This is a genomic window from Lactobacillus sp. JM1 (genome assembly GCF_009834385.1).
GTDB classification, from domain to species: domain Bacteria; phylum Bacillota; class Bacilli; order Lactobacillales; family Lactobacillaceae; genus Lactobacillus; species Lactobacillus paragasseri.
Map to the genome: position 1 here is coordinate 1,088,735 of NZ_CP044412.1, position 12,141 is coordinate 1,100,875.

Here is a 12,141-nt window from a genome sequence, read left to right on the forward strand (position 1 = left end):
TACTTATCAATAAAAAATACCTCCAGTTTAATTGCCTATTCCAACCCAGGAAAATTTACGGAATCTGCAATTTTGTAGTGTTATAAATTGATTCTCTCTAGAAAGCGAAATTTTATAGATACTATATTATCGGATTTTAAACTGGAAGTAAATTAATATGCTCATTAAATCACAATTATTTTAACTGATATAAAAAGGATGAAAGCTTAAATTGTACTTTCATCCTTCAATTTTGTGAGATTATTCATAAAGTCTTTAAGATCAATCACTGTTTCAAAAGTGATAAAAAACAGTAATGCCTTAATCCATGAGCGACTAAGCAAGAAAAAGAAGATGACTATTATTACCATGAAGCCAATAGCCATAAACAAAGCTAAAAATGTCATCCCTGCACCAAACGAATTCATAATTTCTTTAAGACTGCTTGGCTCATTTTTAACTAATAATGACAAGGCGCGATATTGCTTGCTACTTCTGATTCTAAAAGAAAGTATGGTAAAGATCATTGCGATGATAATCATTAAAGAACCCAGCAATTGAAATGACATACTCATCGCTGGCTGTCTAAAAATAAGTATTCCACCAACAATTAAAAATAAATCAGCAATCAAGTTATAACGCAGACGCTTATGTTCTAATTTGGCAAAAATTAAATCGTTTGAATCCATAATTCATATCCTTTAATAGTTTCGTTATTATCAGTATACTGGCTAAATTAAAAATGACCAAGAGCAATTTTAACTCTTGGCCACTTTACTTTCTATTATCGCCCTTTGTGGACTGTGTCATTTTCAACTGGAATAGCCTGACTTTTCATATCTATCACAACATATAAAAGACTAATTAAACCAGCTATTACTAATAATTGGGACATACTAGGACTCCTCTCTTGGAATCTTCCCCCACTAATTATCTTACAGGTGCGCAATGACTTTTCAAAACAAAAAGACTTGCGTCGCTGGTGTTAAGGAAATCCAGATCCAGTAAAAAGTTATCGTTATTACAGCTAAATAGGACATAATAGTTAAAAAATTTTCAAAACAGCCACCAACTTTATAATGAAACGGTGACTTTTTCTTTTTCTTATAAAATGGAGCTAACCACTCTACTCCCTGTTTACTGAAACTATCTTGAATTAAATGCAAAAAATAGCCAATTACTAGACCAAACCAAAGTGCACTCCAGTAATTCTGCGAAGTTAAATTATTAATCCGAATAGGGATAAATTTATTCATTAAATAATATAAACCACCAGAAAAAATTGCCCAACCAAGAAAAGAATGTGTAATCCCGCGATGTCTAAGAAAAAGGCTGAAGTTAATTACTGATTTCTTACTTGCTGAACTGTTGTATTCGTCAATGTCAGGTAAAGAAGCGCCGATTGCAGTTGCAGCTAGAATAATAATGTTGTTAACTGGATCAATTAACAAGCGATTCGTTAACAATAAACTTAGTTCGATGATTGCAATACTGCAAATCCGATGCGACTTAGTCAGCACTTCTTTTCACCCTCTCTATAGAACATACATTCTATTGTACCAAACTTCGCACCAGAATGGGAACTTGTATATCGCAAGGGTGGAAAAAACGTTCAGCTTTTTACACTGGACGTTTAAAATACACCAATCAAGGCAATACTTTACATAATTATTTTACTTTAATTAATATTTTCTCTCATCATCTTACTAAATTCTGCTACTCTTGCATCATCTGGCTTAGCAAGTAAGACATACTTCTCACGCAATTGCTTACCATCCCTGAGCAAAAATAATTTCTGCACCTGATCGTCATTTACATGACTTGCAGTCATTTCATTCATTATTAAGTAACCTGACCCTGATTCAACCATCAAAATTGCTTCACCTAAAGTTTCAACTGCGATGAGATCGTTCTTTATTCTCAAAATATCTTTCAGATAATGATACTCGCTTTTCTCATCAGCTACTGAAGCAACCATAATACATGGCATATTTCTCAACTCACCTAATTCAACAGTTTGCTGATACTTATTAAAATTACCTGCCTGAACTAAGGCAAGTAAGGCAATCTCACTTACTGAATAGCTTGCAAGCGCTTGATAAATGTCATTTCTAGAATTAACTAAGACTGCATCTACTTCACCATTTTGAATCTTAGCTTCAATCTCATCATAGCCAACTGGTTCTAAATCAATTTTTTCATTTTCATGTAAAGTCTGCCACTTAGATGACGCCTGTTCTAATTCATGTCTACCCAAATTCTTTAGATATCCGATTCTCATTTTTTCACCTATATACAAAATAAGACTTTGATCTCTCAACCAAAGTCTTAAATCTTTAATTACTTAGCCTTATCGTGGAAAGCCATTGTAAAACCATTCTCCCAAACTTCGTTTGGAGCAATGTGATTCATTCCACGCTTGTGCTCTAATTGACCATCACTATCTAAGGTGTCTGCAATACCCCACCATGGTTCAATACAAATGTAATTACCAGATTTAGGATATTGTGACCATAAACCAACAAATGGCGCATTTTCCATTTTAACGTTGATATGATAATCACTCTTATCAGTTCTAATAGAAATCTTATTAGGTTGCTTTAATTCAAAGACCCAAGCATCATCCTTAAATAATTCATCACTAATTTCAAACAGTGAATCTGTTGCAAGCAATGAACGATTATCCCAGTCAAGGTAAGGTGCCTTCAATGGAATCTTCACATGATCCATGGATGGGGCAAATTTGAAGTAATAATCATTCTTAGTCAAACCATTATCAGTTGGTAAATTAAAGCCAGGGTGGCCACCGATACCAAAGATCATTTCCTTAGTATCTGTATTAGTTACCGTAAAGTGTTCTGACAACAAGTTATTGACTAAGCTGTAAGTTACTCTTAACTCAAAATCAAATGGATACATTTTTTTAGTATCTTCATTAGAAGTCAGAAGAAAAACAATGTGCTTATCGTCTTGTTCTTCAACAGTAAACTTCGAATCTCTTGCAAAACCATGTTGTCCCATATGATAAGTCTTACCATCATAAGTATATTGATCGTCCTTTAAGCGACCAACTACAGGGAACAAAACTGGCGCATGACGACCCCAAATTTTAGGATCAGCTTGCCAAATATATTCTCGACCACTGTTTACATCTTTAACGCTTTGGATTTCAGCACCCTGATCAGAAAGCGTTACTGTTAAAAAATTATTTTTTAATTGATAATCCATAATTTAACTTCTCTTTATCTACTAAAATTACAAAATAAATTTTGTTAAGTCCTTATTGATAATTATATCACTCAATTTTTGGTCAACATACTTCTGAGTAATAGTAATTTCGCCCATATTCATATCTGGACCCTCGTAAAGAACATCTTCAAGCAATTTTTCTAAGATAGTTGCTAAACGACGAGCACCAATGTTATCAGTACCTTGATTTACTTCAAAGGCAATTTGAGCAATACGGTCAATTGCCTCTTGAGTGAAGACTAGCTTAATACCGTCAGCTTTAAGAAGTGCAATATATTGCTTCAAAAGTGAGTTTTGAGGATCCTTCAAGATCTTAACAAAATCTTCTTGAGTTAAGGCGTTTAACTCAACCCGAATTGGAAAACGACCTTGCAATTCTGGAATTAAATCGCTTGGCTTACTTTCAGCAAAGGCACCAGCTGCAATAAAGAGAATGTGGTCAGTTGAAACAGGGCCATACTTAGTTGAAACAGTTGATCCTTCAACAATTGGCAAGATATCTCTTTGGACACCTTCACGAGAAACTTCACCAGAAGTCTTCTTGTTGCCAGCGGTAATCTTATCAATTTCATCGATAAAGATAATTCCATTTTGCTGGGTTCGTTCAATTGCGCGTTGGTAGAGAGAATCGTAATTAATTAACTTCTTAGATTCTTCTTGGATTAAAACTTCACGTGCATCCGATACCTTCAAGGTACGCTTAACAGTCTTCTTAGGCATTAAATCTCCCAACAAGCTCGACATATCAATTCCCATTTGGCCCATCATATCGCCCATTGGATTAACCTTAGGTGCTTGTTCAACTTCAATTGTTACTTCACGATTTTCAAGTAAGCCCTTATTAAGTTGATCAGCTACGCTAAGACGTTCATTTCGAATATCGTCAGTTACTTCTTCATTATCTTGAGCTTGGTTCATGTTGAAGTTGCCAGAAAGCATCTGCATCATTTGCTGCATTGAATTTTCACGGTTTTCACGCTTAATGCCTGGAACGATTAACTTAACTAAGCGGTTATTTGCCTTCTTAGTTGCTTGTACTTTAACACGGTCGAATTGTTCTTTTTCTTCCATGCGAACGGCTTCTTCAACTAAGTCACGCACCATTGATTCAACATCGCGTCCAACGTAACCTACTTCAGTAAACTTAGTCGCTTCAACTTTTACAAAAGGTGCGTCAACAATTTTAGCTAAACGACGTGCAATTTCAGTTTTACCAACACCAGTAGGACCAGCCATTAACATATTCTTGGGGGTAATATCTTGTTGCATCTGCTTAGGTAGCTGCAAACGACGGTAGCGATTATATAAAGCTACAGCAACAGATTTTTTAGCTTCGTTTTGGCCAATAATATATTTATCAAGTAAATCTACAATTTGTTTTGGAGTTTTTTCTTCAGTCAAAATATTTCACCTAGATTTCATCAGTAGTAATGTGGTCATCAGTAAAGACATCAATTCCAGAAGCAATCTTAACTGCTTCTTTGGCAATTTCACTCGCACTCATGCCACTACTATGGCGAGTCATAGCAATTGCTGCTGCTTGTGCAAAATTACCACCTGAACCAATAGCTACCACATTTTCATCTGGTTCAAGAACTTCACCATTACCAGAAATCAATAATAAATCTTTGTCATTAAAGGCAATTACCATCGCTTGCAATTTAGCTAAAGTTGGGTCTTTTCTCCAGCTTTGTGCCATTTCTACAGCTGCTCTACGTAAATCGCCTGAGTATGTTTCAAGCTTTCCTTCAAGCATATCTTGCAAGCTAACTGCATCTGCAACTCCGCCGGCAAAGCCAATTACTACTTGATCGTGATAAATTCTTCTGATCTTTTTAGCAGTTGCCTTAGCGATTACCTTTTCACCTAAAGTAACTTGACCATCACCTGCGATGGCTGTTTGATTGTTGTATCTAACAGAACAAATTGTTGTCATATATTATGCCTCGTCTTTCTTATCTTTTCTTGGGAAAAATTTTTGATAATCTGCTTGTAAATGCTTCATCGTAACATGAGTATAAATCTGCGTCGTAGATAAAGATTCATGTCCCAACAATTCCTGGACACTTCTCAGGTCCGCCCCATTATTGAGCATTTCAGTTGCAAAAGAGTGTCTAAGCATGTGGGGATGAACCTTGCCGCCAACTCCAGCTTTAATGAACACTTGCTGCATGATGTATTCAATCCCACGTCCAGTTAGCTTCTGTCCGCGATTATTCAAAAAAACATAGCCTAAATCTTCATTTTGACCAAGAAGAGCTGGTCGAACATCATCACGATATTCTTTTAAAGCATCAAGTGCATCTTTTCCGAAAGGAACATAGCGATCTTTATTACCCTTCCCATGAACTAAGATAATTTTTAAATCAAAATCAATCTGATCTAGCTTCAAAGATGCCATCTCACTTAGCCGCATCCCAGTCGCATAAAAAAGCTCAAACATGGCGCGATTTCTCACTACCAATCTGTCATGCCCCACAAGACTATCAAAGACTTGGCGCATCTCTTTTTCGTAGAAAAACTGTGGTAGTTTCTTTTCGCCCAATCTTAAGCTAATTGTCTGCATGGGATCATTTTCTAACACTTCTCGCTTAACGAGAAAGCGATAAAAAGATCTCAAACTCGACATCTTACGCGCTTGAGTTGTTCTAGACCTATTCTGTGTAGCTAAATTTTGTAAGAAAATTTCAACATCGCGACTTTTAACTTTATCCCAGCCGCTAAAGCCACCATTTTCTTTAAAAAATTGCTTCGCTTCATCTAGATCATTTAAGTAAGAGCTTACAGTATTTTTACTATAATTACGTTCATAGTTCAAGTAATCTTGGAATTGTTTGATTAACTTATCATTTTCTTTAGACATTATTAATCAAGCTTCTTTTCTTCCTTAAAGGCTTCAAGATCTTTCAATGCTCGCTTAGAAATTTCCAGGTGTCTTTCCTGCTTATTTCTAACCTTATAATCTAGTTTTGGTAATAATGCATAAGATGCATTCATTGGCTGGAAGTGTTTAGCACTAGTAGTTGTGATGTAATGAGCCATCGATCCTAAAGCTGTTGACTTAGGAAATACTAATGTTTCTTCGCCTATGGCTTCTCTTGCTGCATTGATCCCAGCAATTAAACCAGAACCTGCACTTTCTACATAACCTTCTACCCCAGTCATTTGTCCCGCAAAAAATAGACCAGCTTGTTTTCTAGCTTCATAATTTGCATTTAAAACTTCAGGACTAGCAATGTAAGTGTTGCGGTGCATTTTACCATAACGGACGAATTTTGCATTTTCAAGACCTGGAATCATTGAAAAGACTCTCTTTTGTTCGCCATATTTTAAATGAGTTTGGAAACCAACAATGTTGTACATCGTGCTTGCCGCATTATCTTGACGTAGTTGCACAACTGCATATGGAGTCTTTCCTGTCTTAGGATCTTCTAAACCAACAGGCTTAAGTGGCCCAAAGAGCATTGTTTTTTCTCCTCTTTTTGCCATAACTTCAATTGGCATGCAGCCTTCAAAGACATTTTTATCTTCAAAGCCATGCAAAGTAGCAGTTTCTGCACTAACTAAGTTTTTATAGAAATTATAGAATTCTTCCTTAGTCATTGGACAGTTCAAGTAAGCTGCTTCACCTTTGTCATAGCGAGATTTCTTATAAACAATGTCACGATCAATTGAGCTTGCAGCTACAATTGGCGCAGCCGCATCAAAGAAATGAAGTGAATCAGTACCACAAAATTCCTTAATCTGTTCTGCCAATGTATCTGAAGTGAGTGGTCCAGTCGCAATAATGGTTATCCCATCTTTTGGGATCTTAGTAATCTCTTCTTCATGAACGCGCACATTCGGCAAGTCCTTTAGAGTTTTTGTAACCACTGAACTAAACTTATCCCGATCAACTGCTAAAGCTCCGCCCGCAGGTACAGCTGTTTCATCAGCAGCCTTCATAATTAAAGAATCAAGCTGACGCATTTCCTCTTTTAACAAACCAACGGCGTTTGAAAGTTGGTTTGATCTCATTGAATTAGTACATACTAATTCGGCAAAATTTGCAGTTTCATGAGCAGGTGTGTTTTTCTTTGGTCGCATTTCATATAAATCTACTTCAATGCCACGCTTAGCCAATTGCCATGCAGCTTCACTTCCTGCAAGGCCTCCGCCAATTACGGTTACATTTTTTACCATGCAATCTTTCCTTTCTGCTCGACTCTTTCAAGTCTATATAAAAATGATATCATTAAACCGCTTTCGTTTTAATGATATCATTGATTTTTATAATAATTTAATTTTCTTCTGGTTCTTCACGATAATCGCCGTTTGGACAAAGAATAACTAGTCCCTTCTTGTTCTTCTTTTGAACTAAGAAATGACCATCATTTGGACAATTACGACCAATTGGTTGATCCCAAGATACAAAGTCGCAATCTGGATAACGAGAGCAACCATAGAACTTGCGATTACGTTTAGACTTCTTTTCAATAACTTCTCCCTTACCACACTTAGGACAAGTTACACCAACCTTTTTAACAATTGGCTTAGTATTACGGCAATCTGGGAAGCGTGAGCAAGCATAAAACTTACCATAACGTCCCATCTTAATTACCATCGGTGCACCACAAATGTCGCAATTAAAGCCAGCTGGTTCATCCTTAATTTGAACTTTTTCAATTTGTTGATCAGCCTTGTCTAATTCTTTAGAAAATGGTTTGTAGTATTCATCTACGACTTTGATCCAGTTCTTTTTGCCTACTTCAACGCCATCAAGATCATCTTCTAGTTGAGCAGTAAAGTCAACGTTAACTATATCTGGGAAAAATTCTTCGATTAGTTTATCAACGATTTCACCTAGTTCAGTAGGCACAATTGATCTTCCCTCAAGTTTTACGTAATAACGTTTTTGAATCGTATCAATTGTTGGTGCATAAGTTGATGGACGACCAACGCCATTTTCTTCAAGAGCTCTAACTAAACTAGCTTCAGTGTATCTTGCAGGTGGCTGGGTAAAGTGCTGACGGTCATCAGTCTTCTTAAGCTTAACCTTATCGCCTTCGTTTAACTCAGGTAATTCATTATTCTTTTCCTTTTGATTATCGTAAACCTTAGTAAAGCCAGCAAACTTAAGTTTTGATCCAGTTGTTCTAAAGGTAACATCATTTTGTTCAATATCTGCTCTTACAGTGTCGTAAACAGCTGGTGTCATTTGACTAGCAATAAATCTTGACCAAATTAAAGTGTAGAGGCGATATTCTTCAGTTGTTAGATATTCTTTAACTGAAGCTGGTGTTCTAAAAGCTGAAGTTGGACGAATTGCTTCGTGGGCGTCCTGAGCATCAGCATCGTTTTTAAAGTGTTGCGGCTTGATTGCTGCATAATTTGCACCATATTCTTCATGGATAAATTTTGAAGCTTCATGCTTAGCAACATTAGCAATACGCTTAGAATCAGTACGCATATAAGTGATTAAACCAACTGATCCCTTACCAAGGTTGACCCCTTCATAAAGAGATTGAGCAATTCTCATTGTTCGACGAGTACGATATCCTAAACGCTTGTTGGCTTCTTGCTGCATAGTTGAAGTAGTAAAAGGAGCAGCAGGCTGACGTCTTCTTTCTTTTTTAACTACTTTAGTAACTTCAAAATTCTTACGTTTATCAATCTGTTTTAAGATATCCTGAACTGCTTCATTATTTGGTAAGTCTTGCTTCTTACCCTTAATGCCATAAAAGGCACCCTTGAATTTTTCCTTACCCTTTTCAAAATCAGCATCAATTGTCCAGTATTCTTCTGGCTTAAAATTCTTAATCTCGTTTTCACGGTCAATTACTAACTTCAAGGCAATTGATTGAACACGTCCAGCAGACAGGCCCTTCTTAACTTTTTGCCACAAGATAGGGCTGATTGAATAACCAACCAAGCGGTCAAGAACACGCCGTGCTTGTTGAGCATCGACAATATCCATATCAATGGTTCTAGGATTCTTAAAGGCATTTTTAACCGCATCTTTAGTAATTTCGTTAAAAGCAACGCGGTTGTGCTCTTTAGGATCTAAGTTTAAAGCATGAGCTACGTGCCAAGCAATAGCTTCTCCTTCACGATCGGGGTCAGAAGCAAGATAAACATACTTTGCTTTTTTAGCTTCGCTCTTTAATTCTTTAATCGTATCGCCTTTTCCACGAATGGAAATATACTTTGGTTCATAATCGTGTTCGACGTCAACTCCCATTTGGGACTTAGGCAAATCGCGAATATGACCTTTTGAGGCGATAACATGATAATTTCTACCTAAATATTTTTCAATTGTCTTAGCCTTATGTGGAGACTCGACAATAACTAAATTCTTTTTATATTTTCGTTTAGTAGGCATAAAATGCCCCTTCCTTGCACAATTTCTACCAAATTCTAAAATACCAAAAATTTCACTCTTGTCAACTAAAGCAAGTTTCTAAAATCAGCATTAACTAGTGGATATGCACCAGCAGCAATTAGCTCGTTAGGCCCCTCAGACAGGGGACTTGAGACTGGTCCAGGAACCGCAAAAATATTGCGATTTTCTTCTAAAGCAATATTTGCAGTAATTAAAGAACCAGATCTTTTTCTAGCTTCAGTGACAATTATATTTTTACTTAAACCCGCAAGAATGCGATTACGTTCAGGAAAGCGATAAGGACGCGGGGGTGTGTCTGGTAAATATTCACTAATTAATAAACCCTTAGCCACAATTTCTTCTTGCAATTCCTTATTTTCTTGCGGATAAAAATGATTCAATCCATTTCCAACCACGGCAATTGTTTTACCATTATTTTTCAAGGCTTCCTGATGAGCAATCCCATCAACTCCGCGAGCCAAACCACTAGCAATTACAAAATCTTGCTCTATTAGCTGCGGAATTAACTGTTTTAAAACAAACCGGCTGTAATTTGTGGGTTGTCTTGCGCCAACTATAGTCGTAATTTCTTTTTTAAGCAAGGATAAATCTCCTCTAGTAAAAAGAATCGTCGGTGCATTGTACATCTCGCGGAGTCCTTCTGGATAGATTGAATCAAAGATAGTGACAACATCACACTGCAATTTAATTCTTTCAATCCAAGAATTAAATTTATCATTTCTCATCGCAGCTAAAACAAGATTTTGGATATTTGATTTTAATGATAAACTCTCTATTTTGTCAACTGTTACTTCTTCGCCAGCCGTAAAATTTTCAGCGATTTTACCCAAAGTTGTAGTACCGACGCCATGTTGCAATTTTAATCTTAAGCAAAATTCTTTTAAATTCATAAAATAAAACCTCCACTATCAAGTACGCAAAAGTGAAGGTTTATTTTTTATTTATTTTTCGTATTCGCTAACTGGTGCAAAAGATCGACGATGAATTGGTGTTGGACCATACTTTTTCAAGGCTTCCATGTGCTCACGTGTACCATATCCTGCATTGTGCTTAAAATCATACTCTGGATAAACTTCACCATAGGCATCCATCAAATTGTCACGGAAAACTTTAGCCACAATACTAGCAGCAGCAATTGAATTAGACTTAGCATCCCCGTGAATCAATTTGATTTGTGGAATATTCAGTGGTACATTCATCGCATCGACTAACAAGGCAGCTGGCTTTACTTTTAAGCCTTGAACAGCATGCGCCATTGCCAGGCGGTCAGCTTCATAGATGTTAATCCGATCAATTACATCATTATTAGCTAAGCCAACGCTAACGCTGACTGCTTTGGCCAGAATTTGAGGAAAAAGCGCCTTTCTCTTTTTAGGAGATAGTTTCTTTGAATCGTTAACGTCAATCAAATCAAAATTATGGGGCAAAATAACAGCAGCTGTAACTACAGGCCCAGCTAGTGGTCCTCTTCCTACTTCGTCAACTCCAGCAACAAGTTGATTTTTTTGCCAAAATTCTTTTTCATAAGAAAAACGATTTTGAAACTGAGCAAGTGCTTGCGAACGTTTAAGCTGTCTTTTTTCGTAGCTAACTAAGAGCTTTTGCACGCCTTTTCTTTCATCAGCACGTAATTCTTCTAATTGTTCGCTACTTACTTCTCCTTGAAGCAAGTTTTTTATTTCAGTAATGGTCATCTAAGATCAAACGTAATCCTTCCCAATTTTCCTTTACGTAAACGTTGAAGCATAAAGAGTGAAAACTTGTCATAATCATCCCGCATGCCATATTTATTAGTCATAGCTAGTAATAAATCCGGATTAGACATATTTTCAAGCTCCTCACTAGTTGCTTGGGCAAATTTGGCAAGATCCTTTTGATAGTTTTGCTTCAAAAATTCAATTACAAATAAGGCGACGTCATCAGGATGAAAAACATCGGCCTTAATTGCACCACAAGCTGCTAACTTATAGCCTACCTCTTGATCAGAAAATTTAGGCCATAAAATTCCTGGTGTATCTAGAATTTGAACATTCGTCTTGGTCTTTAACCAACTTTGACCACGAGTTACACCAGGCTTGTCTCCTACAATTGCCGCATTTCTTCCAACCATTCGGTTAATAATCGTCGATTTGCCGCAATTTGGAATTCCAGCAATCGCTACGCGGATCATCGGATTAGAAGCACCCTTTGCAATCAACTTCTCTGTTTTTTTCTTACCAGCTAATTTAATAATCTTAAACAAACTCGTCATATTAGTATTATGCTGAGCATCCATTGAGATGACGAAATTGCCCTCATCTTGGAAATAACGAGTCCATTTTTTAGTCTGAATTGGGTCAGCTAAATCTGACTTATTCAAGATAATAATATGAGGTTTCTTCTTGGTTAATTGTCCAATCATTGGATTACGAGAAGAAACTGGAAGACGCGCATCTAAAACTTCAATTAAGACGTCAATCAAGTCTAATTTGTCTTCAAGTTGATTTTTAGCCTTGTTCATATGTCCTGGATACCATTGAATAGTTGCCATT

12 protein-coding genes are annotated in these 12,141 nt (G+C 36.6%); all 12 read right to left on the reverse strand.

From position 1 onward, the window contains the following. Nucleotides 1–206: 206 nt before the first annotated feature. The 12 genes from F3I00_RS05585 to ylqF all read right to left on the reverse strand — a co-directional run bounded on the left by F3I00_RS05585 (nt 207) and on the right by ylqF (nt 12,140). Nucleotides 207–668: a hypothetical protein gene (locus tag F3I00_RS05585; RefSeq protein WP_003648742.1), complete on the reverse strand. Its 462-nt coding sequence runs from the start codon at nt 666–668 to the stop codon at nt 207–209. A gap of 267 nt (nt 669–935) precedes the next feature. After that, on the reverse strand, nt 936–1,499 hold the full coding sequence (locus tag F3I00_RS05590; RefSeq protein ID WP_020806998.1) for a metal-dependent hydrolase: 564 nt from the start codon (nt 1,497–1,499) through the stop codon (nt 936–938). A 158-nt stretch (nt 1,500–1,657) separates the two neighbouring features. Beyond that, nucleotides 1,658–2,260, reverse strand: a complete 603-nt coding sequence (locus tag F3I00_RS05595) for a LysR substrate-binding domain-containing protein (RefSeq protein ID WP_020806999.1) — start codon at nt 2,258–2,260, stop codon at nt 1,658–1,660. Between the two features lie 59 nt (nt 2,261–2,319). Continuing rightward, complete coding sequence (locus tag F3I00_RS05600; RefSeq protein WP_020807000.1) at nt 2,320–3,207, reverse strand: aldose 1-epimerase family protein; 888 nt, start codon at nt 3,205–3,207, stop codon at nt 2,320–2,322. 27 nt (nt 3,208–3,234) lie between these two features. After that, a complete protein-coding gene (gene hslU / locus F3I00_RS05605) occupies nt 3,235–4,629 on the reverse strand; it encodes an ATP-dependent protease ATPase subunit HslU (protein WP_020807001.1) in 1,395 nt (464 codons plus the stop codon). 10 nt (nt 4,630–4,639) lie between these two features. Next, nucleotides 4,640–5,164 (reverse strand): ATP-dependent protease subunit HslV, encoded by a 525-nt coding sequence (gene hslV / locus F3I00_RS05610; protein ID WP_020807002.1) that lies wholly within the window; start codon nt 5,162–5,164, stop codon nt 4,640–4,642. A 3-nt stretch (nt 5,165–5,167) separates the two neighbouring features. Then, nucleotides 5,168–6,091 (reverse strand): tyrosine recombinase XerC, encoded by a 924-nt coding sequence (gene xerC / locus F3I00_RS05615; protein ID WP_003648737.1) that lies wholly within the window; start codon nt 6,089–6,091, stop codon nt 5,168–5,170. A gap of 2 nt (nt 6,092–6,093) precedes the next feature. Then, nucleotides 6,094–7,410 carry a methylenetetrahydrofolate--tRNA-(uracil(54)-C(5))-methyltransferase (FADH(2)-oxidizing) TrmFO gene (gene trmFO, locus F3I00_RS05620; protein WP_020807003.1) on the reverse strand — a complete coding sequence of 439 codons (1,317 nt, stop codon included), beginning with the start codon at nt 7,408–7,410 and terminating at the stop codon, nt 6,094–6,096. A gap of 97 nt (nt 7,411–7,507) precedes the next feature. After that, complete coding sequence (gene topA / locus F3I00_RS05625) at nt 7,508–9,589, reverse strand: type I DNA topoisomerase (RefSeq protein WP_003648735.1); 2,082 nt, start codon at nt 9,587–9,589, stop codon at nt 7,508–7,510. 65 nt (nt 9,590–9,654) lie between these two features. After that, nucleotides 9,655–10,500 carry a DNA-processing protein DprA gene (gene dprA / locus F3I00_RS05630; protein ID WP_020807004.1) on the reverse strand — a complete coding sequence of 282 codons (846 nt, stop codon included), beginning with the start codon at nt 10,498–10,500 and terminating at the stop codon, nt 9,655–9,657. Nucleotides 10,501–10,551: 51 nt separating this feature from the next. Next, on the reverse strand, nt 10,552–11,304 hold the full coding sequence (locus tag F3I00_RS05635; protein WP_020807005.1) for a ribonuclease HII: 753 nt from the start codon (nt 11,302–11,304) through the stop codon (nt 10,552–10,554). Next, nucleotides 11,301–12,140 carry a ribosome biogenesis GTPase YlqF gene (gene ylqF / locus F3I00_RS05640; RefSeq protein WP_020807006.1) on the reverse strand — a complete coding sequence of 280 codons (840 nt, stop codon included), beginning with the start codon at nt 12,138–12,140 and terminating at the stop codon, nt 11,301–11,303. Before ylqF ends, F3I00_RS05635 begins: the two co-directional genes overlap by 4 nt. Between the last annotated feature and the right edge of the window lies 1 nt (nt 12,141).

Bases quoted from the DNA above. Each gene is read 5' to 3' on its own strand.
- F3I00_RS05585 (WP_003648742.1), bottom strand. From the start codon at position 668: ATGGATTCAAACGATTTAATTTTTGCCAAATTAGAACATAAGCGTCTG.
- F3I00_RS05595 (WP_020806999.1), bottom strand. From the start codon at position 2,260: ATGAGAATCGGATATCTAAAGAATTTGGGTAGACATGAATTAGAACAG.
- F3I00_RS05600 (WP_020807000.1), bottom strand. From the start codon at position 3,207: ATGGATTATCAATTAAAAAATAATTTTTTAACAGTAACGCTTTCTGAT.
- hslV (WP_020807002.1), bottom strand. From the start codon at position 5,164: ATGACAACAATTTGTTCTGTTAGATACAACAATCAAACAGCCATCGCA.
- xerC (WP_003648737.1), bottom strand. From the start codon at position 6,091: ATGTCTAAAGAAAATGATAAGTTAATCAAACAATTCCAAGATTACTTG.
- trmFO (WP_020807003.1), bottom strand. From the start codon at position 7,410: ATGGTAAAAAATGTAACCGTAATTGGCGGAGGCCTTGCAGGAAGTGAA.
- topA (WP_003648735.1), bottom strand. From the start codon at position 9,589: ATGCCTACTAAACGAAAATATAAAAAGAATTTAGTTATTGTCGAGTCT.
- dprA (WP_020807004.1), bottom strand. From the start codon at position 10,500: ATGAATTTAAAAGAATTTTGCTTAAGATTAAAATTGCAACATGGCGTC.
- F3I00_RS05635 (WP_020807005.1), bottom strand. From the start codon at position 11,304: ATGACCATTACTGAAATAAAAAACTTGCTTCAAGGAGAAGTAAGTAGC.
- ylqF (WP_020807006.1), bottom strand. From the start codon at position 12,140: ATGGCAACTATTCAATGGTATCCAGGACATATGAACAAGGCTAAAAAT.